21 protein-coding genes and 1 pseudogene are annotated in these 23,327 nt (G+C 70.5%); 14 read left to right on the top strand and 8 right to left on the bottom strand.

The features are described from left to right. The first annotated feature begins 9 nt into the window (after nt 1–9). Both ASE10_RS09125 and ASE10_RS09120 read left to right on the top strand, forming a co-directional pair. A complete protein-coding gene (locus ASE10_RS09125; RefSeq protein ID WP_055907698.1) occupies nt 10–447 on the top strand; it encodes a GNAT family N-acetyltransferase in 438 nt (145 codons plus the stop codon). Nucleotides 448–827: 380 nt separating this feature from the next. After that, nucleotides 828–2,549 carry a hypothetical protein gene (locus tag ASE10_RS09120; RefSeq protein ID WP_055907695.1) on the top strand — a complete coding sequence of 574 codons (1,722 nt, stop codon included), beginning with the start codon at nt 828–830 and terminating at the stop codon, nt 2,547–2,549. 56 nt (nt 2,550–2,605) lie between these two features. On the opposite strand, the gene uvrD is transcribed toward ASE10_RS09120, so the two are convergent. Continuing rightward, on the bottom strand, nt 2,606–4,783 hold the full coding sequence (uvrD, locus tag ASE10_RS09115; protein WP_056304717.1) for a DNA helicase II: 2,178 nt from the start codon (nt 4,781–4,783) through the stop codon (nt 2,606–2,608). Between the two features lie 60 nt (nt 4,784–4,843). Here uvrD and ASE10_RS09110 point away from each other — a divergent pair, with 60 nt between their 5' ends. Then, nucleotides 4,844–5,806 carry a hypothetical protein gene (locus ASE10_RS09110; RefSeq protein WP_055907688.1) on the top strand — a complete coding sequence of 321 codons (963 nt, stop codon included), beginning with the start codon at nt 4,844–4,846 and terminating at the stop codon, nt 5,804–5,806. A gap of 165 nt (nt 5,807–5,971) precedes the next feature. After that, nucleotides 5,972–6,202 carry a hypothetical protein gene (locus ASE10_RS09105; protein WP_055907685.1) on the top strand — a complete coding sequence of 77 codons (231 nt, stop codon included), beginning with the start codon at nt 5,972–5,974 and terminating at the stop codon, nt 6,200–6,202. Between the two features lie 92 nt (nt 6,203–6,294). Here ASE10_RS09105 and ASE10_RS09100 read toward each other — a convergent pair whose 3' ends face one another. After that, nucleotides 6,295–6,933: a TIGR00645 family protein gene (locus tag ASE10_RS09100; RefSeq protein WP_055907682.1), complete on the bottom strand. Its 639-nt coding sequence runs from the start codon at nt 6,931–6,933 to the stop codon at nt 6,295–6,297. A 191-nt stretch (nt 6,934–7,124) separates the two neighbouring features. Between ASE10_RS09100 and ASE10_RS09095 the strand changes: the two genes are divergently transcribed. Genes ASE10_RS09095 through ASE10_RS09085 form a run of 3 tightly spaced genes read left to right on the top strand, consistent with a single transcriptional unit; the run spans nt 7,125 to nt 10,938 of the window. Next, a complete protein-coding gene (locus ASE10_RS09095) occupies nt 7,125–7,820 on the top strand; it encodes a glutathione binding-like protein (protein WP_055907680.1) in 696 nt (231 codons plus the stop codon). Nucleotides 7,821–7,867: 47 nt separating this feature from the next. Beyond that, on the top strand, nt 7,868–10,096 hold the full coding sequence (locus ASE10_RS09090) for a S9 family peptidase (protein ID WP_055908495.1): 2,229 nt from the start codon (nt 7,868–7,870) through the stop codon (nt 10,094–10,096). A 2-nt stretch (nt 10,097–10,098) separates the two neighbouring features. After that, nucleotides 10,099–10,938 carry a transglutaminase-like domain-containing protein gene (locus ASE10_RS09085; protein WP_056304715.1) on the top strand — a complete coding sequence of 280 codons (840 nt, stop codon included), beginning with the start codon at nt 10,099–10,101 and terminating at the stop codon, nt 10,936–10,938. A 9-nt stretch (nt 10,939–10,947) separates the two neighbouring features. Here ASE10_RS09085 and ASE10_RS09080 read toward each other — a convergent pair whose 3' ends face one another. After that, a complete protein-coding gene (locus ASE10_RS09080) occupies nt 10,948–11,505 on the bottom strand; it encodes a hypothetical protein (RefSeq protein WP_055907674.1) in 558 nt (185 codons plus the stop codon). Nucleotides 11,506–11,564: 59 nt separating this feature from the next. Next, nucleotides 11,565–12,089, bottom strand: coding sequence for a hypothetical protein (locus ASE10_RS20565; protein WP_162250469.1), 525 nt, complete (start codon nt 12,087–12,089; stop codon nt 11,565–11,567). A gap of 131 nt (nt 12,090–12,220) precedes the next feature. Between ASE10_RS20565 and ASE10_RS20560 the strand changes: the two genes are divergently transcribed. Further along, the gene (locus ASE10_RS20560; protein WP_055907668.1) at nt 12,221–12,664 is read left to right on the top strand and encodes a cytochrome c oxidase assembly factor Coa1 family protein; all 444 of its coding nucleotides are present in this window, start codon (nt 12,221–12,223) and stop codon (nt 12,662–12,664) included. Nucleotides 12,665–12,804: 140 nt separating this feature from the next. Further along, the gene (locus ASE10_RS09065; RefSeq protein WP_055907664.1) at nt 12,805–14,607 is read left to right on the top strand and encodes a DUF885 domain-containing protein; all 1,803 of its coding nucleotides are present in this window, start codon (nt 12,805–12,807) and stop codon (nt 14,605–14,607) included. 81 nt (nt 14,608–14,688) lie between these two features. On the opposite strand, the gene ASE10_RS09060 is transcribed toward ASE10_RS09065, so the two are convergent. Next, the gene (locus ASE10_RS09060) at nt 14,689–16,965 is read right to left on the bottom strand and encodes a serine hydrolase domain-containing protein (RefSeq protein ID WP_055907661.1); all 2,277 of its coding nucleotides are present in this window, start codon (nt 16,963–16,965) and stop codon (nt 14,689–14,691) included. A 257-nt stretch (nt 16,966–17,222) separates the two neighbouring features. Between ASE10_RS09060 and ASE10_RS09055 the strand changes: the two genes are divergently transcribed. Then, nucleotides 17,223–17,957, top strand: coding sequence for an XRE family transcriptional regulator (locus tag ASE10_RS09055; protein ID WP_082559859.1), 735 nt, complete (start codon nt 17,223–17,225; stop codon nt 17,955–17,957). A gap of 78 nt (nt 17,958–18,035) precedes the next feature. Here ASE10_RS09055 and ASE10_RS09050 read toward each other — a convergent pair whose 3' ends face one another. Next, on the bottom strand, nt 18,036–18,719 hold the full coding sequence (locus ASE10_RS09050; protein ID WP_055907658.1) for a YdcF family protein: 684 nt from the start codon (nt 18,717–18,719) through the stop codon (nt 18,036–18,038). A gap of 227 nt (nt 18,720–18,946) precedes the next feature. Here ASE10_RS09050 and ASE10_RS09045 point away from each other — a divergent pair, with 227 nt between their 5' ends. The 4 genes and pseudogenes from ASE10_RS09045 to ASE10_RS21000 all read left to right on the top strand — a co-directional run. Beyond that, nucleotides 18,947–20,128, top strand: coding sequence for a beta-ketoacyl-[acyl-carrier-protein] synthase family protein (locus ASE10_RS09045; protein ID WP_056304713.1), 1,182 nt, complete (start codon nt 18,947–18,949; stop codon nt 20,126–20,128). Then, a complete protein-coding gene (locus ASE10_RS09040; protein WP_055907652.1) occupies nt 20,125–20,904 on the top strand; it encodes a beta-ketoacyl synthase chain length factor in 780 nt (259 codons plus the stop codon). The genes ASE10_RS09045 and ASE10_RS09040 overlap by 4 nt, the downstream gene beginning before the upstream one ends. Beyond that, on the top strand, nt 20,897–21,724 hold the full coding sequence (locus ASE10_RS09035) for a glycosyltransferase family 2 protein (RefSeq protein WP_055907649.1): 828 nt from the start codon (nt 20,897–20,899) through the stop codon (nt 21,722–21,724). The genes ASE10_RS09040 and ASE10_RS09035 overlap by 8 nt, the downstream gene beginning before the upstream one ends. Nucleotides 21,725–21,758: 34 nt before the next feature. Next, a pseudogene (locus ASE10_RS21000) lies at nt 21,759–21,911 on the top strand (cation:proton antiporter); the annotation flags it as partial. Between the two features lie 26 nt (nt 21,912–21,937). Here the strand turns inward: ASE10_RS21000 and ASE10_RS09025 are convergent. After that, the gene (locus ASE10_RS09025; RefSeq protein ID WP_082559857.1) at nt 21,938–22,420 is read right to left on the bottom strand and encodes a hypothetical protein; all 483 of its coding nucleotides are present in this window, start codon (nt 22,418–22,420) and stop codon (nt 21,938–21,940) included. Nucleotides 22,421–22,550: 130 nt separating this feature from the next. Beyond that, nucleotides 22,551–23,288 (bottom strand): 3-oxoacyl-ACP reductase FabG, encoded by a 738-nt coding sequence (gene fabG, locus ASE10_RS09020; protein WP_055907637.1) that lies wholly within the window; start codon nt 23,286–23,288, stop codon nt 22,551–22,553. Nucleotides 23,289–23,327 lie beyond the last annotated feature (39 nt).

Genomic DNA, 23,327 nt, shown 5'->3' with positions numbered 1-23,327 from the left:
GTCCCGCACATGTCCGGACACGAGATCCGCTCCCTCAGCGGCGAGGACGAACTGCGCGCGGTCTGGCCGCTGGTGGCGCAATTGCGGCCCGAATTCGACGAGGACCGCTTCGTCGTCCAGATCCGGCGCCAGATCGGCCAGGGTTGCCGCGCCACCGTGCTGTTCGACGCCGACGGCGCGCCGCGTGCGTTCGCGTGCTGGCGGGTGCTGGAAATGCTCGCTGTCGGTCTGCACGTCTACGTCGACGACCTGGTCACCGACCAGACCGTGCGCAGCCGCGGCTACGGCAAGGCGATGCTGGACTGGCTCAAGGCCGAGGCGAAACGCCTGGGCTGCGTGCGCCTGCAACTGGACTCGGGCACCCAGCGCCGCGACGCGCATGCGTTCTATCTGCGCGAGGGCCTGCGCATCGAGGCCTTTCATTTCGGGATTGCGCTCGGCGAGTAGTGCCGAACGCGCGGCACGGCGGTTCGCCGCGCTCATGGCATCCAGGTTGCTGCGTTCGAGGCGTTTCACCGCGTTGCGCATCGTATCCGCGCGGCCTCTGGACGAGCGCAGCGCGCGCCTAGCTCAAGCCGATTGCAAGTTGGCTGCATCCGCTCGTCGCTTCGGATCTGCCGGCGCATCGGCCCCGCGTGGTTTTCGCGCCGGCGCCACTACCGTTCGTCGTGGCGCCGATTCCGTTTTGGAACCGCGCGCACAAACACCGCTGCCGCTGCGCTCATTTTGCGTTGCGCGACTGCGTTAAATCTAGCTGCCGGCGTGGAATCGCTCGCGCCGGTCTGGCCTAGAAGGCCGGTTCCGATGCTCAACATGGAGGTTTTCCGATGCTTAGCCTTAAGCCGCGCAGCCTGTCTGCGCTGATCGCACTCGCGCTGATCGCACCGGCCGCCAACGCGGCCCCGACCTGTCCCGCCAACGTCCTCGCGCAGCCCAAGACCAACCAGCTGTACGTGTTCTATCCGACGGTCAACACGCCGTTCCCATCGATCGGCCCGTCCTCGTCGGCGGCGCCGTTCAACGTGGCCGATCTGGACCCGGTGGTCGGCAGCACGACGACGCTGCGCAATCGCATCACCGACTTCGTCGTCGACGACTACTGCGAGTTCAACGTCAAGGTCAATCCGGTCACCACCCTGCCCAGCCCGACGGAACCGCGCTGGCAGATCGTGGCGGTCGGCTCCGACACCGCCGGCAGCCTGTTCGGCCAGGCCCAGGCCGTGGATACCAACGACGCCGATCCGCAGGACTACGCCCGCGTCTGGGCCAAGTCCTTCAAGGACACCTACGGCGCCGCGGGCCAGCCGCTCAACGGCATCGGCTCGACGCTGGAGCGCTGGTCCACCGCGATCGGCACCACCACCTCGCACGAGTCCGCGCACAACTACGGCGCCGCCCATGGCCATTCCGCGCCGCGGCCGACCGAGGACGCGCAGAACTGGCACATCATGGCGACCGGCTCGACCGGCCTGACCGGCGAGATGCGTGCCGCGCGCAACCGCCACTTCAGCGACACCGAGTACGAGATCCTCGGCCACAACGTCGGCCTCAACACCAAGACCCTGCACAACTGGGACTTCGTCAATCCCAACAACACCAACGCCAACAAGATGCGCATCAAGCTGCTCAGCACCACCAACAGCCTGAGCATCAACTGGTGGTACAACGGCTCGGAGAGCCCCTGGCAGAACCCCACGGTGACCTACACCGGCGGCACCCAGAACTTCCAGGGCAACGTCTACTACGTGCACGACCTGGACTTCGCCAGCGCCAAGCCCTGGAGCGGCCCGACCGCCGGCGTGGTGATGCCGGCCGCGCCGTTCCACACCGGCGCCAGTTTCGCCGGCGGCGCCAGCGTGATCGTGTTCGACGTGCAGCTGTTCAACGGCGCCACCCTGCTGCCGCTGGCGCCGCGCCTGGCCGGTTACGACGCAGGCGACATCGACGTCGCCAGTGGCGCGTTCAATCTGAACTTCTTCAATACCAACCCCGCCGCCGGCGCCCTGGAATTGTCCGAAGTGCAGATCTTCCGCTCGCCGCGCATGCTCGACATCTCGGCGATGATGCGCGACGGCCGCCCGGTCGACGTGCGCGGCCAGCCGGTGGAGTTCCACTCCAGCAGCGTCATCCGCAAGCAGGTCGTGCAGGATCGTCTGCAGATCCCGCTGGGCAAGCTCACCGATCCGCGTACGGTGGATATCGTCTACCGGCCCGAAGACTGCCCGAAGGGATCGCCGGGTTCGGCGGGGCCGGGCGATCATGCCACCGGCGAGATCCGGTACTGCCACAAGGGCAACGCCCTGAGCCTGTTCCCGAACACCTACACCTACCTGGTCGCCAACGTGATCGAACCCAATGCGACCTATTGGGATCCGGGCCAGCGCAAGTTCGTGCAGGGGCCGCAGCAGAACACCATCTACTACCAGGTGGGCGGCGTGGTGCCGGACCTCAACCGCAACGGCCAGGACGATCTGATCGACATCCGCACCGGCGTGTCCAAGGACGAAGACCGCAACGGCGTGCCGGACGACGCCAGGCCGGAACAGTGATGGATCGCTGAAACGCAGCGATGCGTCGGCCACGCGGCCGGCGCATCGCAGCGGCTTCAGGCCGGCTGCAGGTTCGCGTAAGCCAGCACCAGCCACTTGCTGCCGGCATCGTCGAAGTTGACCTGCACGCGCGCGTGCGCGCCGGTGCCTTCGTAATCGGTAACGGTGCCGGTGCCGAAACTGGGATGGCGCACCTGCGCGCCCAGGCGCACCGGCGGCGCCTCGATGGCGGCGTGGCCGGGGTCGCGGCGCGGCTGATTGCCGTACACCGGGCGCGACACCTGCACCTTCGGACGTACCTCGTGCAGCAGCGACGGCGGAATCTCGCGCAGGAAGCGCGAGGGCACGCCGTACATGTCCATGCCGTGGATGCGGCGGGTCTCGGCGTAACTGAGCACCAGTTTCTGGCGCGCGCGGGTGATGCCGACGTAAGCCAGCCGGCGCTCTTCTTCCAGGCGCCCGGATTCTTCGGTCGAACGGTTGCTCGGGAACAAGCCTTCTTCCAGACCGCCCAGGAACACCAGCGGGAACTCCAGGCCCTTGGCGCTGTGCAGGGTCATCAGCTGCACGCCGTCGTCGCCGGCCTGGGCCTGGCCTTCGCCGGCTTCGAGCGCGGCGTAGCTCAGGAACGCGATCAGCTCCGGCATCGCCGCGGCGTCGTCCTCGTCGCTGCGGGTGAAGCGCGAGGCGACCGAGACCAGTTCGTCCAGGTTGTCGGTGCGCGAATCGAGCTGACCGCGCGATTCGTTGGCGTAATGCTCGCGCAGACCGGAGCGCTGCAGCACATGGTCGATCTTTTCCGGCAGCGGCATCGACGCCAGGTCGGTTTCGAGTTCGTCGATGATCCTGATGAAGCCCGCGAGCGCATTGCGCGCGCGCGCCGCCAGCAGCGTCTCCTCGGTCATCCAGCGCGCGGCGGCCCACAGCGGGGCGCCGTCGGCACGCGCGCGCTTGCGCACTTCGTCCAGGGTGCGCTCGCCGATGCCGCGCGCCGGCGTGTTGACCGCGCGCTCGAAGGCGGCGTCGTCGGCGCGGTTGGCGACCAGGCGCAGATAGGCCAGGGTGTCCTTGATCTCGGCGCGCTCGAAGAAACGCTGCCCGCCGTAGACGCGGTAGGGCACCTGTTCGGACAGCAGCGCTTCTTCGTAGGCGCGCGATTGCGCATTGCTGCGATAGAGCACCGCGACGTCGCCGTAGCTGCCGCCGTCGCGCACCCACTGGCGCAGGCGCTCGACCACGAAGCGCGCCTCGTCCATCTCGTTGTAGGCCGCATACAGGTCGATCGGTTCGCCCAGGCCGGTGTCGGTCCACAGCTTCTTGCCCAGGCGGTCCGGGTTGTGCGCGATCACCGCGTTGGCGGCTTCCAGGATGTTGGCGCTGGAGCGGTAGTTCTGTTCCAGGCGGATGGTCTGGGCGCCGGGGAAGTCGCGCAGGAACCGCTGCACGTTCTCGACCTTGGCGCCGCGCCAGCCGTAGATGGCCTGGTCGTCGTCGCCGACCACGAACACGTGGCCGCTATCGCCGGCCAGCACGCGCACGAACGCGTACTGGATGGCGTTGGTGTCCTGGAATTCGTCGACCAGGATCTCGCGGAAGCGGTGGCGGTAGTGCGCGAGCAGGGCCGGGTTGTCGCGCAGCAGTTCGTGCGCGCGCAGCAGCAGCTCGGCGAAATCGACCAGGCCGGCGCGTTCGCAGCGTTCCTGGTAGGCCTCGTAGGCGCGCCGCATCGCGTCGGCCCAGGGGTCGGCGGCCGGCTGGATATGCTCGGGACGGCGGCCTTCGTCCTTCTGGGCGTTGATCCACCAGGCGATCTGGCGCGGCGGGAAGCGCGCCTCGTCCAGTTCCAGCGCCTGCACCACGCGCTTGACCAGGCGCAGCTGGTCGTCGCTGTCCAGGACCTGGAAGCCTTCGGGCAGCTTAGCGTCCTGCCAATGCAGGCGCAGCAGGCGATGGGCCAGGCCGTGGAAAGTGCCGATCCACATGCCGCGCGCGCCGTGGCGCAGCTGCAGGTCGACGCGGTTGCGCATCTCGCCGGCGGCTTTGTTGGTGAAGGTCACCGCGAGGATGCCGTGGGTCGGCACGCCGACGACTTCGTTGAGCCAGGCGATGCGGTGGGTGAGGACTCGGGTCTTGCCCGAGCCGGCGCCGGCCAGAACCAGATAGTGGCCCGGGGGGGCCGATACGGCTTCGCGTTGGGCGGGATTGAGTGCGTCGAGCAGGTGCGATACGTCCATCGTCGTATTGTAGCGGCCGCACCCGCGGGAACCTTGCTCCAGCCTGGACATCCAATGCCCATGCGCCCTACGCCCCTGCTGTTCCTGATCGCCTGCGCGCTGGCCGCCGCCGCGCCGCCTGCGCGCGCGGACGACGACGCCGCGCCGGCGCGCACCCTGCGCGCCGGCGGCAATGCCCTGCAGGTGAGCGTGGAAGGCGTGTCCGACCCGGCGCGCGCGGCGATGCTGCAGCGCTGGCTGGCCGAAGCCGCCGACGCCACCCTGACCGCGTTCGGGCGCTATCCGCTGCGCCGGGCGCAGGTGCGGATCCGCCAGATCGACAGCCGCGATCCCAGCCCCGTGCCCTGGGGCCAGACCGAGCGCGGCGACGGCGTCGCGGTGCTGCTGTTCGTGCGCCGCGACGCCAGCCTGGCGCAACTGCGCGCCGACTGGACCGCGGTCCACGAACTCTCGCACTTGTTCCATCCCTATCTGGGCCGCGACGGCCGCTGGATGGCCGAAGGGCTGGCGAGCTATTACCAGAACGTGCTGCGCGCCCGCGCCGGCCTGCTCACGCCGGACCAGGCCTGGCGCCAGCTCGACGCCGGCTTCGGCCGCGGCCGCCGCCTGGGGCCGGGCGCGGCGCTGGACGAACTCGGCCGCGGCGGCACCATGCGCGTGTATTGGGCCGGCGCGGCGTACTGGCTGGAAGCGGACCTGGCGCTGCGCCGCGAACGCGGCCTGGATCTGGACACGGTGCTGTCGCGCTACGCGCGGTGCTGTCTGGACGCGGCGGCGGACGACATGGACGAGGCCTCGCCGCAGGCGTTCGCCGACGAGCTGGATCGCCTCGGCGGCGACGGCGTGTTCGCGCGCCTGTACCGGCGTTATGCGCGTTCGCGCGAGTTTCCGGACTTGAGTGCGGCCTACGCGGCGCTGGGCCTGGAAACCGACCCGAGCGGCCTACGCTATTCGCAGCGTGCCGATGCGCTGAACTTGCGCACGGCGATCATGGGTCCGCGCCCGTCGAACGCAACGCATTGATTGCGCCAACCCGGTTCGGCGCAGCGGCGCGGCCGACGGCACCGATGCCGGAGAGCCGGTGATAGATTGCAGCGGTAGACGCGTCAGGCCATGGATTCGGCAGAAACGCCGCTGGCTGCCGGAGCCCCAATACCGCATAGCGGCATCGGACAAGGAGTCTTACAGATGCACAAGATCATGCTCGGCGCGGCGATCGCGTTGCTCAGCCTGGGAATGAGCTCCAGCGCGAATGCGTGGCCGCCGCCGACCGCGACCTGCGACGCCTCCAACGCGGGCGCGCAGACCGCCACCCCGTTCGGTTCCGGCTACATCGTTTGGGAATGCGACGGCAGCCAGTGGTACTTCATGCTGCAGTACGTCTGCGATTCGCAGGGCAACAACTGCATACCGCTCTGAGGGAGCGTCGCCGGACGCAGGGGCCTGCGCCTCTGCGTCTTTCCCGCGCCGCGCGCTAGATCGCGGCGCGCCGGAAGGCTGGCTTTACTGGCTCAATGCGCCGGCTTGGCCTTGGGCGCATGCGACATCAGCTTGTCCGTCATCGCGATGCCGATCGCCGAGACGATGAAGACCATATGGATGATGGTCTGCCACATCACGCCGGTCGAGGTCGAGGTCGTGCACTTTGCGGCCACGCCGGTCATGCCGGCGGCCACGGCCTCGGCGGCCGCGCGGCTGGCGTTGATCGCCTCCAGCGTGTTGCACATCGGCAGGCCCAGGTCGCCGGCGGCGATGAAGGTCTTGAGCAGGTGGATCGAGGAGATGCCGATGATCGCCATCGCCAGCTTGACCTTGAGCACCGAGGCGTTGACGTGGCTCAACCACTCCGGCTGATCCGGATGCCCTTCCAGGCGCAGGCGCGAAACGAAGGTCTCGTAGCCTCCGACGATCACCATCACCAGCAGGTTGGAGATCATGACTACGTCGATCAGACCCAGCACGATCAGCATGATCCCCTGCTCGTTCAAGGTGTTGGCGCCGTGGATCAGGTGCCACAGTTCCTTGATGAACAAGAACACGTAAACGCCTTGGGCGACGATCAGGCCCAGATACAAGGGCAGCTGCAGCCAGCGCGAACTGAAGATCAGCGCGGGCAGCGGATTGAGGCGTTCGGTACGCTCGACGGTCATGCGATGGCCTGGCGGGCTGTGTCTTAAGGCCGTCCAGGGTAACGGCGCGCCCATGACTGCGCCAAGTCGCCTGCTGAACGAAGCGCGCCGCCGCGCAGGCCCGCACCGCCGCAACGATGCCTTCCCCGCCCGCCGGGACCGCCGCCCGGCGCAGCGCTTACACTCGGCCTTCGTCCCTGTGCGACCCGCCCATGATCGATCTCTATTACTGGCCCACGCCCAACGGCCACAAGATCACCCTGCTGCTCGAAGAGGCCGGCCTGGACTACCGCATCCGCCCGGTCGACATCGGCGCCGGCGACCAGTTCAAGCCCGAATTCCTGGCGATTTCGCCCAACAACCGCATGCCCGCGATCGTCGACCATGCGCCCGCCGACGGCGGCGAGCCGATCAGCGTGTTCGAGTCCGGCGGGATCCTGCACTACCTTGCCGCCAAGATCGGCAAATACCTGCCCGACGACGTGCGCGGCCGGGTCGAGGCCGACGAATGGCTGTTCTGGCAGGTCGGCGGCTACGGCCCGATGCTGGGCCAGAACCACCACTTCAACCGCTACGCGCCGGAGAAGATTCCTTACGCGATCGAGCGCTACGAGCGCGAAACCCAACGCTTGTACGGCGTGCTCGATCGCCGCCTGGCCGGACGCGAATACGTGGCCGGCGGTGCGCTCGGCATCGCCGACTTCGCCTGCCACCCTTGGGCCCACGCGCACGCCTGGCACTACATCGACCTGGCCGACTATCCCCATGTGCGGCGCTGGCACGACGCACTCGCCGCCCGCCCCGCGTTCCAGCGCGCCTACGCCCTGGAACAAACCTACCGCCCGTCTCGCGACATGACCGACGAGATGCGCAAGAACCTGTTCGGAACCCCGGCCCGTACCGCATGAACATTCCTCTCGCCCGCCGCGGCCTCGCCGCCTGCCTGTTGCTCGCCATGTCGCTGACCGCCCCCGCCCTTGCCCAGAACGCGTCCGCCCTGCCGCAGAACGCTGCCGAAAAACTCACGCTCGACGCCCTCGCCGGCGACGCACCGCTGTCCGGTCCCAGCCTGACCAAGCCGCGCGTCGCGCCCGACGGCAGCCGGGTCGGTTTCCTGCGCGGCAAGGAGCGCGACAAGAACCGCCTCGACCTGTGGGCCTACGACATCGCCAGCGGCAAGTCGACGCTGCTGGTCGATTCCGACGACGTGCTGCCGGGTGCGGAAGTGCTCAGCGACGCCGAGAAGGCGCGCCGCGAACGCCAGCGCATCTCCGCGCTGTCGGGCATCGTCGATTACCAGTGGTCGCCCGACGGCAAGACCCTGCTGTTCCCGCTCGGCGGCGAGCTCTACCTCTACGACTTGGGCATCGCGCGCTCGTCGAAATCGGGCAAGGCCGCGGTGCGCAAGCTGACCCACGGCGAGGGCTTCGCCACCGATCCCAAACTGTCGCCCCTGGGCGGCTACGTCAGCTTCGTGCGCGACCGCAACCTGTGGGTGATCGACCTGGCCGACGGCAAGGCGACCCAGCTCACCCGCGACGGCAGCGACACCATCGGCAACGGCATCGCCGAATTCGTCGCCGACGAAGAGATGGACCGCCACACCGGCTACTGGTGGGCCCCGGACGACTCGGCGATCGCGTTCGCGCGCATCGACGAAAGCCCGGTGCCGGTGCAGAAGCGCTACGAGGTCTACCCCGACCGCACCGATGTGATCGAGCAGCGCTACCCGGCCGCGGGCGACCGCAACGTGCTGATCCAGCTCGGCGTGATCGCGCCCAAGGGCGGCCAGGCGCGCTGGATCGACCTGGGCAAAAACCCCGACATCTACCTGGCCCGCGTCGATTGGCGCGACGGCCGGCACCTGAGCTTCCAGCGCCAGTCGCGCGACCAGCACCTGCTGGAGCTGATCGAGGCCGACCTCGACAGCGGCAAGCAGCGCGTGCTGGCGACCGAGCGCGCCAAGACCTGGGTGCCGCTCAACAACGACCTGCATTTCCTCAAGGACGGCCGCATTCTCTGGAACAGCGAGCGCAGCGGCTACGAACACCTGTACCTGCTGTCCGCCGACGGCCGCAAGGCCACCGCGCTGACCTCCGGCGACTGGCCGGTGGACGGCGTGCTGGCGGTGGACGAGGAGGCCGGCCAGGTCTACTTCGCCGCCGGCAAGGACTCGCCGCTGGACGTGCAGATCTACCGCGTGGCCCTGAGCGGCGGCCCGATCGAGCGCCTGTCCAAGAGCGACGGCATCCATAACGCCAGCTTCGCGCGCAATGCCAGCGTCTACGTCGACAACTGGTCCAACCCCTCGACCCCGCCGCAACTGGAGCTGTACCGCAACGACGGCAGCCGCATCGCCGCGCTGATCGACAACGACCTCGCCGACGCCAAGCACCCGTACGCGCGTTACCGCCAGGCCCATCGCGACATCGAGTTCGGCACGCTGACCGCCGCCGACGGCAAGACCCGCCTGCAGTACAGCGTGCTCAAGCCCTCCGGCTTCGATCCGGGCAAGCGTTACCCGGTCGTGGTCAACGTCTACGGCGGTCCCGCCGCGCAGACGGTCAAGCGCACCTGGGCGCCGGACTTCAACCAGTACCTGGCCCAGCACGGCTACGTGGTGTTCTCGATCGACAACCGCGGCACCCCGCGCCGCGGCGCGGCCTTCGGCGGCGCGCTGTACGGCAAGCAGGGCACGGTGGAAGTCGCCGACCAGCTCAAGGGCGTGGCCTGGCTGAAATCGCAGCCCTGGGTCGACGGCCAGCGCATCGGCGTGTACGGCTGGTCCAACGGCGGCTACATGACCCTGATGCTGCTGGCCAAGGCCAGCGACGCCTACGCCTGCGGCGTCGCCGGCGCGCCGGTCACCGACTGGGCCCTGTACGACAGCCACTACACCGAACGCTACATGGGCCTGCCCGACAAGAACGTCGACGGCTACCGCGAAGCGCGCGTGCTCGAACACATCGACGGCCTCGAGTCCAAGCTGCTGCTGATCCACGGCATGGCCGACGACAACGTGCTGTTCAGCAATTCCACCGTGCTGATGAGCGCCTTGCAGAAGCGCGGCCAGCCGTTCGAACTGATGACCTACCCCGGCGCCAAGCACAGCCTCAAGGGCAAGGACAATCTGCACCGGCTGCGCATCACCGAGGACTTCTTCGCGCGTTGCCTGAAGCCGTGAGCTTGCGCGCACCGTCGCGTTGGCGGCTGCCGCTGGCGGCGGCGCTGATCGTCGGTGCCGCCGCGCACGCCGGCACGCCGACGCTGGGCGCGACCGAGGCGCAGGCGCGCGCCGCGATCCATGCGCGCCTGGTCGCATCGCCGTACAAGATGTCCGAGCGCGCGCGCAGCGGCCGTATCCGCTACGCGCTCGCCTTCGAGCCCGCGCTGGCCTGGCCGTGGCCGGCCACCGGCGAACAGCGCGTGCAGCCGCGCGATGCCACGGCCGCGACGGCGCTGATCGACATCTGCGGCGACTGCGGCGACGAGGCCGCGCCCGACGCCGCCGAATTGCGGCGCCACCTCGCGTCCAACGCCTGGGTCGACAGCGACGAGCGCAGCGTGCGTGCGTTCGCGCGCACTCATGTGCGCGGCCGCGGCGTCGAGCACCGCATGCAGTCGCTGGTCGAGGCGGTGCAGCAGCACATGAACGGGCCCATCGCCTACCGCGACTATCTCAGCGCCTCGCAGGCGTTGAGCGCGCGCAGCGGCGACTGCACCGAGTTCGCCTTGCTGCTCGCGGCACTGGCGCGCGCCCAGGGCATTCCGACCCGCATCGTCTACGGGATCGCCTACTCCAGCCGCTTCACCGGCCAGAGCCACGTGTTCAGCCCGCATGTCTGGGTACAGAGCTGGAACGGCCGGCGCTGGATCAGTTACGACGCCGGCCTGGGCCGCTTCGACAGCGGCCATATCGCGCTGCGGGTCGGCGACGGCACGCCACAGGACGGCGCCGGCGTGATGCAGGCGATCGGCCGATTGAAAGTGATCGAGGCGACCGGCGTGACCGCCGCCGCCCGCTGAAGGCAAGGCTCAGTGCGCAGGGCGCGAGACCCCGTCGGCCGCGTCCACCCGCGTCGGTGCGGCGTCCGGACTCGCGGCATCGCGCATCGGCAACTCCGGCAGATCGCTGTCGTCGATCCACTGCGCGTCCTGCGGATTCCTGACGCCGCCGCCGACCACCGTGACGAATTCGAGCTCAGCCGACTTTTCGCCTTCCGTCGCCGCTTGCGACGGCAGCAGCGGAGCCACGGCGACCGGAGACGTCACCGGCCCGGTGGTGGTGGCGGGCGCGAGCAGCGACGGAGGATCGGCCGCGGGCGCACCGCCGGCGAACGCACCGCCCGACACCAGGGTCGCGGCGATCGCGATACCGAAACCGGCGCCACGACGGGCGGATGCCGGACGCGGCACACGGTAGGACACGCAGATCGGCCCAGCCGCCGCCCGCAGCAAGGCCTTGCGTTCCTGTTCGTCCATGCTGTCCAGGGCATGCACGTTCGTGCCGCAGTGCCCGCAGTAGCCTTGCAGGCGTCGCAGCTCATCGATGCCGAGCGGGCAAGGCGAATCGATCTTGGGAACCAGGGCCATGGCGCGTACTCGTGTGGGTGGGTCGTAAATCCCGGAACGGCTAGCGGCTCGGAACGGGGTTAACGACGGGGGTTAACGACCTGGGCCGAGACGGGCGCGCTCCCGACCTGCTCCAGCTCCTCGGCTTGGCGCATCGGCAGTTCGGGCAGATCGCTGTCGTCGATCCATTGCGCGTCCTGCGGATCGCTGACGCCGCCCACGAAGACGATGCGTTCGTCCTCATCCTCGCCGCCGGCCTGCCCGGACGGGACCAGCGGTGCGGCCGCGGTCACCGGCGGAGCCTGCTCGCTGGCGACGGGCGGCAGCAGCGGGGGCGGATCGGTCGCGAATGCGCCGCCCGACACCAGGGTCGCCGCGATCGCGATACCAAAGCCGGCGCCGCGACGCACCGGGCTCGGCCGCGCCGACCGGTAGGACACGCAGATCGGGCCGGCGGCGGTGCGCAGCAGTGCGCGCCGTTCGGCATCGTCCATCGCGTCCAGCGCATGCACGTGCTTGCCGCAGCGGCCGCAATGGCCGTCCAGGCGCAACTGCTCGTCTATCCCCAAAGGACAGGGCGAATCGATCTTCGGTACCTGGGCCATGCTCCCCTCCTGCATGCTCCTCTCTTGTAGCCCGGGTTGTATCACGGCCCGGCGCATCGCAGCAGACGCGTCTTGGCGCCCACGTCGCCGCTGCGGATACTCTGCCGGACACCGCTCCGGAATCCGCCCGCATGACCGCCGCCGCTCTGCCGCCGCCCCTGCCCCAGCGCGACTGGGCGCAGCGCAACCGCTACTGGTTCCTGCCGCTGTTGATCCTGGCCTCGGTCGGCCTGCTGCTGGGCTTCGTGCTCGGCATCGGTTCGCTGGTGATCGGGCAGCTGAAGTCCTCTCCGGCCTACATCGAAGGGGTGAAACGCGCGCGCGCCGATCCCGAGGTGATCGCCGCGCTGGGCCAGCCGATCGAGGAAGGCTGGCTGGTGATGGGCAGTTTCCGTCAGAGCAACGAGGAGGTCGACGTCACCATCAACGCGCCGCTGTCCGGCCCCCGCGGCGCGGCGCGGCTGTGGGTGACCGGCACGACCCGGGGCGAAGGCTGGGCCTACACCCAGATGAACGTGCAGCTGGAAGGCAGCAGCCAGCGCAAGATCGATCTGCTGGATGCGCCGGCGGACTAGCCGGTCCGGGTGCGTGTCCGCGCGGCGCGCAAGCCGACGAAACCGCCGCAAGGAAACGTGACCTACGGCGGATGCCCTCGCCCGGCGCAGGGCCTAAGGTCGGCGGACCCACTCCGGACCGCCACCAGGACCGCCATCTCATGAAAGCCCTCGCTCTAGCGATTTCCCTGGCGCTGTTCGCGCCGACCGCGGTGCTCGCCGCGCAGGCCGCCGCGAAACCCGCCGCAGCCGCCGCCAAGCCGGTGCCGGCCTGGGTCACCACGAGCAACGGCTACGCGCAGATCCTGCTCAAGGCCCAGGGCGAATTCGCGCCCGAACAGATGTCGTTCTTCGGCGTGCCCGGCTTCGACGAGCGCGTGAGCGACCTCAACCCGGACAACGGCAAGCGTTTCCGCGCCGCGATGGCCAAGGGCAAGGCGGAACTGCAGGCCAAGCTGGAGACCGAGCGCAATCCCGACGTGCGCCAGGATCTGGAAATCATGATGGCCGCCGCCGATCAGAACATCGAAGGCAGCGAGCTCAACGAACGTCTGGCGTTGCCGTGGAACGACGCGCCGCAGTTGGTGTTCCAGGGCATGCAGGGCCTGCTGTCCGACCAGACTCCGCCGGAACGCCGCGCACGCGCGCTGGCGCGGCTGAAGAACTACGTCGGCCTGGGCGCGGACGGCAAGCCGATCACCACGCTCGCGCGCGAGCGCTACGAGGAGCGCGCCGGCGACAAGGCCATGCTGCGTCCGACCAAGCTCGAAGTCGAACAGGCGCTGGGCAATGTCGAGACCTACGCGGCCGGCGTGCGCAAGCTGTTCGAGAAGTACAAGATCGCCGGCGCCGACGCCGCGCTGGCGGCGATGGACCAGCAGTTCAAGGACTATGCGGCCTGGGCGCGTTCCACCGTGCTGCCCGAGGCGCGCGGCGACAACCGCCTGCCGCCGGAGCTGTACGCGTTCCAGCTCAAGCAATACGGCATCAACATCGATCCGCAGCTGCTGATCCGCCGCGCCCAGGTCGAGTTCATGGAAACCCGCGCGGCGATGCGCCAGCTCGCGCCGCTGGTCGCGCAGGCCAAGGGCATCACCGGCGTCGATGGCCACGACTACATCGCGGTGATCCGCGCGCTCAAGCGCAACAGCATTCCCAACGACCAGCTCGAAGCGCGCTATCGCACCGTGATCGACGCGATCGACCCGATCATCCGCAAGGAGAAGATCGTCGACGTGCCGCAGCGGCCGATGGTGATGCGCCTGGGCAGCGAGGCCGAATCGGCGGCGCAGCCGGCGCCGCATTTCCTGCCGGCGCCGCTGGTCGGCAATACCGGCCAGCAGGGCCAGTTCGTGCTGCCGGTGGCGGTGCCCAACCCCGACGGCACCGCGCTGCAGTACGACGATTTCAACTTCGACTCGGTCGCCTGGACCCTGTCGGCGCACGAAGGCCGCCCGGGCCACGAGCTGCAGTTCACCGCCATGGTCGAGCGCGGCGTGTCGCTGGCCCGCACCATGTTCGCCTTCAACTCGGTCAACGCGGAAGGCTGGGCGCTGTACGCCGAAGCCGAGATGGTGCCGTACGAGCCGCTGGACGGTCAGTTGATCGCGCTGCAGTTCCGACTGATGCGCGCCGCGCGCGCGATGCTGGACCCGATGCTCAACCTGGGCATGACCGACCGCGAACGCGCCGGCAAGGTGCTGCTCGACGAAGTCGGCCTGTCGCCGGCGATGACCAAGCAGGAACTGGACCGCTACACCTTCAATGCCCCGGGCCAGGCCGGCAGCTACTTCTACGGCTACAGCCGCATCCTGGAACTGCGCATGGAGACCGAGCTTGCGCTGGGCGACAAGTTCGACCGTCTGGCGTTCAACAACTTCCTGCTCGACCAGGGCCTGCTGCCGCCGGATCAGTTGGCCAAGGCGGTGCGCGAGAACTTCGTGCCGGCCCAGCGCAAGCGCTGAGCGGTCGCGATACAGGCAGGGCCCGGACTGCGACGCGGTCCGGGCCCTGCGTTTTGTTTTTTGTTTTTTTGGCGCCGCGGCTCAGTAGTTCAGGTCCAGGCTCAGCAAACGCAGGCTGAGGACGAACCAGACCAGCGCGGTGCAGGCCAGCGCGATCAGGCTCGCGCCCAGGCGGCGCCAGCGATCGCGCGGCGCGCGCCAGGCTTCGATCGCGTTGCGGATCGCGAGCAGCGCGACCGGCAGCGACAGCAGGGCGAGCAGTTGCGCGAAACGGATCCAGCCGTCGAGGCCGCCGTCGAAATCGGCGATGCGGGCATCGGCGCGCGACAGCAGCCACAGCCACAGCAGGGCCATCGCCAGGTTCGAGATCAGTCCGAGCCGGGTCGCCAGGCGCCAGCGCTGCGCGGCCTGGGTCAGAGTCAGCCGGCGGCCGTAATGACGGCGTACCAGCGCCGCGACCGGCCACAGCAGCAAGGCCGCCGCGTGCAGCGCCAGCGCGCCGATCAGCAGGGGCAGCGACCAGCCCGCCGAGCGCCAGGCCGGCACGGGCTGCAGCCACATCGCCGGCGGATGCGCGTCGCTGGCGACCGCGATCACGCGGCCGCGGGCGAGCTTCGCCGCCAGCAGCGCGTCGCCGCCGACCTCGCGCCAGACATAGGGCCGCACTTCGCGCCAGCGCCGCGGTTGCTCGTCCAGACCGCGCAGCGACGACACCGTGAGCGTGGCGTCGTCGTTCAACACGATCCGGCTCTGCGACAGCAGGTTGGCGATGGCGAAGAAGTTGCTGAAGGAGGCGCGACTGCTGCCGTAGCGGCCGACCAGCTGGCGGCCGTGCTCGCGCGCGCTCGCCAGGGTCGGCTCCGGCGCCGGCGCTCGCGGAAAATAGCGCTGCTGGAAGCCGCGCACGATCTGCCGCCGCAGCGCGGACGCCGCGTCGCCGGAGCCGTCGACCGAGACGAACAGGCCGACCTGGGCGTCGGGGAACAGCAGCAGCGAACTCTGGAAGGCTTCGGTGGCGCCGTCGTGGCCGATGGTGAGCGGGCCGTTGCGGTCGTTGCGGAAGAAGCCCAGCGCCATCGCGTTCAAGGCTGGGAACGGTCGCTGCGCGGCCGCGTGCATGCGCCGCAGGGTCGCCGGCTGCAGCAGTTGGGCCTGGTCCAGGCGGCCATCGCCCAGCTGGGCGAGCATGAAGCGCGCCATGTCCTCGGCCGTGGCCGACAGGCTGCCGGCGGGCGCCGGGTTGACCAGTTCGAACGGGCGCGGCGGCGCGCCGCGGCCGTCGGCGTAGGCGCCGGCCATGTTCGCGGCCAGGAGCTTGGGCAGCGGCTGGCGGAAGCTGGAGCGGTACATGCCCAGCGGGTGCAGCACTTCGGCTTCGATGTAGTCGTCGTAACGCTGCCGGGTCACGCGTTCGACCACGTAACCGGCCAGCGCGGCGCCGTAGTTCGAATACGCGGGCACCTCGCCGGGCGCGAACACGCGCTCGGGCTGCACCGACTTGAGATAGCGGCCATTGCCGATCAGCGACGACGGACGGTCGGCGAACAAATGCCCGATCGATTCCTCGAAGCCGGGCGTGTGCGTCATCAACTGGCGCATGGTCACCGGCCGGCCGCGGTAGGGCGCGATCTTGAAGTCGAGGTAGCGGTTGATGTCGGCGTCGAGATCGATCCGGCCGCGTTCGACTTGCTGCATCACTGCGGTCCAGGTGAACAGCTTGGACACCGAGCCGGGGCGGAACAGCGTGCGCGCCGGATCGACCGGAATGCGGCGGGCGACATCGGCGTAGCCGTAGCCCTTGCTCAGCAGCAGCTGGCCGTCCTTGACCACGGCCAGGGTCACGCCGGCCACATCGCTGCGCGCGATGCCGTTGCCGATCAGGCCGTCGAAGTAGGCCAGGGCATCGGCGGCGTCGAGTTGCGGCGCGTCGTCCGCCTGCAAGGCGATCGCGACGGGAGGCGCGGTCGTCGTGGCGAGCGCGGGGTCCAGGATCGGCAACACCGTCGTCGGCGCGGGGCCGGCGACTTCGTTCGCGGTGACCGCCAGCGGCTCGACCACGGCCTGGTCCGTCGGCACGGTCTCGCCCGTCGGCACGGCTTCGCCGGTCGCGGCGGCATCGGTGCTGGAAGTGCGGCTGGGCGCGGCGTCCGGGCGCGGGGTTTCCTGCTCGAACACCACCGCCGCCGGATCGGCATTGGCTTGCACAGCACCAGCCGGCGGCGCGGCGGCGGTCTGCTGCTGGGCCGCTGCGGGCGCGGCGGCCTGCGGCGCGGCGGCGAGCGGCCGCCATCCCGCGGTCGCGACCACGATCAGGACCAGACCGATCCGGCCCTTGAACGAACCCAGCGACTTGCGCATTGCCAACGACTCCCCGGTGCGGCCGCGCGAACGGCGCGGCGACGCGCATCATCCTAAACGGCGGCGGCCGGGGGCGGGTCCGCGGCGATGCGATCGGCGCCGAGCGGAGCCATGCGGCCAGAGGCGGCGCCGTCTAAAACCGCGCCGTCCCGATCCGCGCCCATTCGTACTGCCGGGCCGTTTCTGTCCCGGACGACGGCCCCGGTCGCTTTGCAGCGCTCTCGTCTTGGCCCTAAAGTTCGGCCATGACACCAAAAATGCGCACCGCCCGCCCCAAGTCCAGCTCGCGGGGCGGCGCTTCCGAGTCTGCGAGCCAGCCGGGCGACACCCTGCGCATGCTGCGTACCCAGCGCGGCTGGACCCTGTCCGAACTCAGCGACCGCACCGGGCTGCCGATCTCGACCCTGTCCAAGGTCGAGAACAACCGCATGTCGCTGACCTACGACAAGCTGACCCGGATCAGCCGCGGGCTAGAGGTCGACATCGCCGACCTGTTCGGATCGCAGTCGGCGGCGCCGCAGCAGGTGCCGACCGGCCGCCGCAGCATCACCCGCGCCGGCGAAGGCTATTCGATCGAGACCGAGAACTACGGCCAGCGCTTCCCGGCCTCGGAACTGCGCCAGAAACGCTTCACGCCGATCATGGCCGAGGTGCGCGCGCGTTCGCTGCAGGAATTCGGCGAACTGGTCCGCCACTCCGGCGAGGAGTTCGCGCTGGTCCTGGAAGGCTCGCTGGAGCTGCATACCGATCTGTACGCACCGGCGCGGCTGGAAGTCGGCGACTCGATCTATTTCGACAGCAACATGGGCCATGCCTACATCGCGATCGGCGACGCGCCCTGCCGGGTGCTGTCGGTGTGCACCGAACCGGATTCGCCCTACGCCAGCGCCAGCGCCGGCGCCGGTGGCGATCACTTGCACGGTCTCGCGACCGGGCGCAGCGCCGGGGCTGTCGCCCCGCCGGCCCCGGTGCGCCGCCGCGCTGCAGGCTGATTCCGCGGCATCGAGCGCCGCGATTCATTGATGTAGTCGATATCGATCGGCGCGCCCCGATGCGGCGCGCCCAGACGCTCAAGTCACCCGCGCCAGCATCCGGCGGTGCCCGATCAGGCGCGCCCAGCGCGCGCCGATGTCGCTCATGCACACATAGGCCGCTTCGCCGGCCAGGCGCAGGACCATGCGCGGGCCCAGTTGCAGGCGCGGTTCGGCCGCGCACAGCTCCCAGTCGAACCCGAGCTGGCGCGCGAACAGGGCGCAACGCGCCAGGTGGTAGCGGCTGCTGAGCAGGGTCACCCGCGAGCGCATGCCCTCGCCGAGCAGGTGGCGGGCGTTACGCAGGTTCTGCAGGGTGTCGCGCGATTCGGCCTCCAGCCGCAGCGGCGCGTCCGGCGACAGCCCGCGCGCGAACAGACCGCCGCGCGCGACTTCGGCCTCGCTGGGTTCGTCCGGGGCGCCGCCGCCCAGCAGCACCACGCTCGCCGGCGGGCGCTGGCGCCACAGCGACACGGCGCGGTCCAGGCGCGCTTCGAAATCGCGGTCGATGAGTCCGCGCGGCGCGTGCTTACCGAACAGCAGCACGCATTCGCCGCGCTCGGGCTGGCAGGGCGCGTTGCGCGCGACCCGCAGCACGTGCACGAAGTAACCGACGTAGACCAGCCCCGCGCTGAGCGCGCACACCGCCGTGGCGACCGCGCAGGCGTGCAGCACGTCGCGGTCGCCGAACAGGGCCAGGCGGTGAGCGGTACGGCTGGACATGGCGGCGCGGACGGGAAGGAACGGCGGGACGCGCAGTCTACGCCTGCGCCGCTCCCACGCCGCGTGCCGGAAGACGCACCGCCGGCATGAAAGCTGCGCACGGCGGCATGCGCGCCCGCCGGCAAGCTGAACGGCGCGGCCCGGCCGTGGAACCTCGCGCTGGCTATACTCCGGCCTCATACCGCCCGGAGTCCTGCGTGTCGTTTGAGCCGTTGCCGCCCCCGCCGATGCCCGCGCTGGCGATCCGCGCGTACACCGCGACCACCGCACTCGGGCGCGGTCGCCAGGCCCAGGCCGAAGCCCTGCGCGAGCGTCGCGGCGGCCTGCGCCGCAACGACTTCGGCGGCGAGCCGCTGGACTGCTGGATCGGCCGCGTGGACGGCCTCGAAGACTCGCCCCTGCCGGCCGAATTCGCCGACTGGGACTGCCGCAACAACCGCCTGGCCTGGCTGGCGCTGAACCAGGACGGCCTGCGCGAGGCCCTGGCCGCGCTGGTCGCACGCCGCGGCGCCGAGCGCGTCGCCCTGGTCCTGGGCACCTCGACCGCCAGCATCGGCGCCACCGAGGACGCCTATGCGCGCCTGAGCGACGGCCGTTTCCCCGCCGACCTGGATCGCCCCCACGTCCACCAGCCGCATTCGCTGGGCGGTTTCCTGCAGCAGGCGACCGGCCTGCGCGGCCCCTGCGTCACCGTCGCCACCGCCTGTTCGTCCAGCGCCAAGGTGTTCGCCCAGGCCGCGCGCCTGATCGCCTCGGGCTACGCCGACGCCGCCCTGGTCGGCGGGGTCGATACCCTGTGCGGCAGCGTGCTGTTCGGCTTCAACTCGCTGCAACTCGTGTCCGCCGAACCCTGCCGCCCGTTCGACGCCGAGCGCGTCGGCCTGTCGCTGGGCGAGGCCGGCGGCTACGCCCTGGTCGAACGCATCGACGGCGACGACGCCGGCGCGCTGCAGTTGCGCGGCTACGGCGAATCCAGCGACGCCCACCACATGTCCGCGCCGCATCCGCAGGGCCTGGGCGCGCAGCTGGCGATGCGCGACGCGCTCGCGCGCGCCGGCATCGGCGCGGGCGAGGTCGGCTATCTCAACCTGCACGGCACCGCGACCCCGGCCAACGACCAGGCCGAAGCGATCGCGGTGGCGGCGCTGTTCCCCGAGGGCCTGCACGCCAGTTCCACCAAGGGCTGGACCGGCCACACCCTGGGCGCGGCCGGGATCGTCGAATCGGCGATCGCGCTGCTCGCGCTGGAGCGCGGCGAGCTGCCCGGCATCCTCAACAGCGTCACGCCCGATCCGGTCTGCGGGCCGCAGATCCGTTTCGGCAACGCCCAGGCGCAGATCCGCTACGCCATGAACAACTCCTTCGGCTTCGGCGGCAACAACTGCTCGCTGGTGTTCGCACGCGCATGAACGCTCCCGTCGTCATCGAAGGCATCGCCTACTGGAGCCGCGGCCTGCCGTCCTGGGCCGCCGCGCGCGATCACGTCCATGGCGCCGCGATGGCGGACGACGCACCCGCGCGGCCGTCGCCGCAGCTGCTGCCGGCGAACGAACGCCGGCGCGCGCCGGAAACCGTCGCGGTCGCGCTGGACGTCGCCCTGGCCGCCTGCCAGGCCGCCGGCCGCGATCCGGCGACGCTGGCCTCGGTGTTCGCCTCCGCCCACGGCGATCTGGCGATCACCGACTACATGTGCGCGACCCTGGCCGGCGATCCGCGCTCGGTGTCGCCGACGCGTTTCCACAATTCCGTGCACAACGCCGCCGCCGGCTACTGGACCATCGGCGCCGGCTGCATGCGCGCGGCGACCGCGATCAGCGCCGCCCAGGCCAGTTTCGCCCAGGGCCTGATCGAAGCCATGGCGCAGCTCGACGACGGCGCCGAGGCGGTGCTGCTGGTCGGCTACGACGGCGAATCCGCCGGCCCCCTGGCCGCGGTCACGCCCAGCGGCGGCCTGCTCGGCGGCGCGCTGGTGCTGTCGCGCACGCCGCGCGCGGGCGCGCCGCAGCTGCGCGCGCAGCTGCGCGACGGCCAGGCCGATCGCGGCGGCACGCTCAGCCGGCTCACCCAGGCCAATGCGATGGCGCCGATGCTGCCGCTGTTCGATGCCCTCGCCGGCGCCGGCGGCGTGGTGCGCCTGGCCGCCGGCGCCGGGCGCGTGCTCGAACTGGACATCGGCCATGGCTGAATCGCAACGCCCGGAGCGCGACACGGTCGCGGTGGTGATCCCCGCGCTCAACGAGTCGCTGCGCATCCGCGAGACCGTCGCCGGCGCGCTCGCGCATTGCCCGAACGTGATCGTGATCGACGACGGCTCCGACGACGGCACCGCCGACCGCATCGCCGACCTGCCGGTGACCGTGCTGCGCCATGCCCAGCGCATGGGCAAGGGCGCGAGCCTGCGCGACGGTTTCCGCGAAGCGCTGCGGCGCGGCTACGCCGGCGTGCTGACCATGGACGGCGACGGCCAGCACGACCCGGCCGACCTGCCGCGCCTGCTCGCCAGCGCGCAGCGCCACCCGCACTGCATCGTGATCGGCGCGCGCCTGCGCAAACGCGCGGCGGCGCCGACCTACCGGCGCCTGGCCAACGAATTCGGCGACTGGGGCATCGGCTGGGGCTGCGGTTACCGCATCGCCGACAGCCAGAGCGGCCAGCGCTACTACCCGGCGCAGGTGTGCGCGCTGGAAGACGTGCCCGGCGAGGACTTCGTGTTCGAAGCGCAGATCCTGATCTCGGCCGCGCGCCGGCTCGGCATGGGCGTGGTCTCGGTGCCGATCGAATCGCGCTACCAGCAGGCCGACGCCACGGTGCAGTACCGCAAGAGCCATTTCCGCCCGCTGCGCGATCTGTACCGCATCACCTCGCACGTGGTCTCGCAGGTCTGGAGCTACGGCCGGCTGGTGGACGAGTACCGGCGCACCCGCGCCGCCGCGCCGGTCATCGACGATCCCAGCGGCGAGTTCGCCGCCGCGCCGCCGCGCGATCTGCCCGCCGAACCGCGCTGACCCTTCCGCACCCGCATCACCGAGTAGCCGCTCGATGACCCATATGCTGCTGTTGCAGCTGCTGGTGATCCTGGTCGTGGCGCGCATCTGCGGCGCCTTGCGGCGCCGGCTCGGCCAGCCGGCGGTGGTCGGCGAGATGGCCGCCGGCTTCGTGCCCGGTCCGGTCGTGCTCGGGGCCTGTGTGCCGCGCGACGACCGTCTGCTGCGCGCCCTTCAGTTGCGCGGCGGTGCCGGCGGTGGCGGCGCGTTCGGGCCCGGATCGCCCAAGGGCGGCGGATTGGCGACGTAGATCGCCACGCCGTGGCCGTACTTCTGGCGCGGCGTGATGTCGACGCCGACGCCGCCGGAACTGAAACTGCGGCCGCCGTAACGGCCGCCGCCGGCGCCGACGCTGACTCCGCCGCCGCCGTAGCCGTCCTCGGTGCCCTGGAACAGCACGCCGTTGGCGCCGAGCTTGGCGGCCTCGTTGCGCAGCTTGCCGATCACCGAGTTCATCTTGTTCTGTTCGCCGTAGGTGAAGGCGCCGCTGTTGCTCTGGAGCATGGCGATCTGCTCGTAGCCGCCCGGCGGCGGCGTGAAGTACACCCGCACCTGGGCCGGATCGATCGGCGGCCGCGGCGAGCCGACCAGGACATGCGAACTGGCGCAGGCGGCCAGCAGCGGAATCAGCATTGCGAGGGCGAGATGACGGCGCATGGCGCGCTCCGCTCGTGGAGGTGTGCGGCCATGCTAACTCCGCGCCGGGGCGGCGGGGTGACGGCGCGCCGAACGGGCGCGCGGCCCCGACCGGTGGCGCCCGGCGTCCGCTGCGGCCGCTCGCGCGGGCTCAGCCCATGCCGCCGTTGATGCCGATCACCTGGCCGTTGATGTAGCCGGCGGCGTCCGAACACAGGAAGCCGACCAGGTCCGCGACCTCCTGCGGCCGCCCGGCGCGGCCGGCCGGCACCAGCTGACGGATCGTCTCCGGCGGAAACGCGTCGGCGGCCATGCGGCCTTCGATCACGCCCGGCGCGACCACGTTGACGGTGATGCCGCGCGAGGCCATCTCGCGCGCCAGCGACATCGAGGCGCCGTGCAGTCCGGCCTTGGCCGCGGCGTAGTTGGTCTGGCCGCGGTTGCCGAGCACCGCGGCGACCGAGGACAGGTTCACGATCCGGCCCCAGCGCGTGCGCGCCATCGGCAGCAGCAGCGGCTGGGTGACGTGGAAGAAGCCATGCAGCGACACGTCGATCACGCGCTTCCATTGCGGCTCGCTCATGCCGGCCATCGGCGCGTCGTCGTGCACGCCGGCGTTGTTGACCACCACCTGGATCGGGCCTTCGCCCAGCAGGCCTGCGATCGCCGCGCGCGCGGCCTCGCCGTCGGCGACGTCGAAGGCCACCGCCTCGGCGCTGCCGCCGAGCTCGCGGATCGCCGCGACCGTGGCCTGGGCGCGTTCGAGGTTGGCGTTGGCGTGCACGATCACGTGCAGGCCGTCGGCGGCCAGGCGCGCGCAGATGGCCGCACCGAGATCGCCGCTGCCGCCGGTGACCAGGGCGCGGCGGGTGGTGGGAGGCTGGCTCATGCGTTGGACTCGCGGCGACGGAAACCGCGATTGTCCGCG

The organism is Lysobacter sp. Root76, from assembly GCF_001428685.1.
Classification (GTDB): domain Bacteria; phylum Pseudomonadota; class Gammaproteobacteria; order Xanthomonadales; family Xanthomonadaceae; genus Lysobacter.
The sequence above is the reverse complement of the archived record's forward strand: the minus strand, read 5'-3'. Positions and strand labels throughout refer to the sequence as shown.

What these genes read in the sequence shown, in the direction of transcription:
- ASE10_RS09035 (WP_055907649.1), top strand. Translation starts at nt 20,897, where the DNA reads ATGGCTGAATCGCAACGCCCGGAGCGCGACACGGTCGCGGTGGTGATC.
- ASE10_RS20565 (WP_162250469.1), bottom strand. Translation starts at nt 12,089, where the DNA reads ATGGCCCAGGTACCGAAGATCGATTCGCCCTGTCCTTTGGGGATAGAC.
- ASE10_RS09050 (WP_055907658.1), bottom strand. Translation starts at nt 18,719, where the DNA reads ATGTCCAGCCGTACCGCTCACCGCCTGGCCCTGTTCGGCGACCGCGAC.
- ASE10_RS09045 (WP_056304713.1), top strand. Translation starts at nt 18,947, where the DNA reads ATGCCCGCGCTGGCGATCCGCGCGTACACCGCGACCACCGCACTCGGG.
- ASE10_RS09120 (WP_055907695.1), top strand. Translation starts at nt 828, where the DNA reads ATGCTTAGCCTTAAGCCGCGCAGCCTGTCTGCGCTGATCGCACTCGCG.
- ASE10_RS09080 (WP_055907674.1), bottom strand. Translation starts at nt 11,505, where the DNA reads ATGGCCCTGGTTCCCAAGATCGATTCGCCTTGCCCGCTCGGCATCGAT.
- ASE10_RS20560 (WP_055907668.1), top strand. Translation starts at nt 12,221, where the DNA reads ATGACCGCCGCCGCTCTGCCGCCGCCCCTGCCCCAGCGCGACTGGGCG.
- ASE10_RS09110 (WP_055907688.1), top strand. Translation starts at nt 4,844, where the DNA reads ATGCGCCCTACGCCCCTGCTGTTCCTGATCGCCTGCGCGCTGGCCGCC.
- ASE10_RS09090 (WP_055908495.1), top strand. Translation starts at nt 7,868, where the DNA reads ATGTCGCTGACCGCCCCCGCCCTTGCCCAGAACGCGTCCGCCCTGCCG.
- ASE10_RS09065 (WP_055907664.1), top strand. Translation starts at nt 12,805, where the DNA reads ATGAAAGCCCTCGCTCTAGCGATTTCCCTGGCGCTGTTCGCGCCGACC.
- ASE10_RS09060 (WP_055907661.1), bottom strand. Translation starts at nt 16,965, where the DNA reads ATGCGCAAGTCGCTGGGTTCGTTCAAGGGCCGGATCGGTCTGGTCCTG.
- uvrD (WP_056304717.1), bottom strand. Translation starts at nt 4,783, where the DNA reads ATGGACGTATCGCACCTGCTCGACGCACTCAATCCCGCCCAACGCGAA.
- fabG (WP_055907637.1), bottom strand. Translation starts at nt 23,288, where the DNA reads ATGAGCCAGCCTCCCACCACCCGCCGCGCCCTGGTCACCGGCGGCAGC.
- ASE10_RS09040 (WP_055907652.1), top strand. Translation starts at nt 20,125, where the DNA reads ATGAACGCTCCCGTCGTCATCGAAGGCATCGCCTACTGGAGCCGCGGC.
- ASE10_RS09055 (WP_082559859.1), top strand. Translation starts at nt 17,223, where the DNA reads ATGCGCACCGCCCGCCCCAAGTCCAGCTCGCGGGGCGGCGCTTCCGAG.
- ASE10_RS09100 (WP_055907682.1), bottom strand. Translation starts at nt 6,933, where the DNA reads ATGACCGTCGAGCGTACCGAACGCCTCAATCCGCTGCCCGCGCTGATC.
- ASE10_RS09125 (WP_055907698.1), top strand. Translation starts at nt 10, where the DNA reads ATGTCCGGACACGAGATCCGCTCCCTCAGCGGCGAGGACGAACTGCGC.
- ASE10_RS09095 (WP_055907680.1), top strand. Translation starts at nt 7,125, where the DNA reads ATGATCGATCTCTATTACTGGCCCACGCCCAACGGCCACAAGATCACC.
- ASE10_RS09105 (WP_055907685.1), top strand. Translation starts at nt 5,972, where the DNA reads ATGCACAAGATCATGCTCGGCGCGGCGATCGCGTTGCTCAGCCTGGGA.
- ASE10_RS09025 (WP_082559857.1), bottom strand. Translation starts at nt 22,420, where the DNA reads ATGCGCCGTCATCTCGCCCTCGCAATGCTGATTCCGCTGCTGGCCGCC.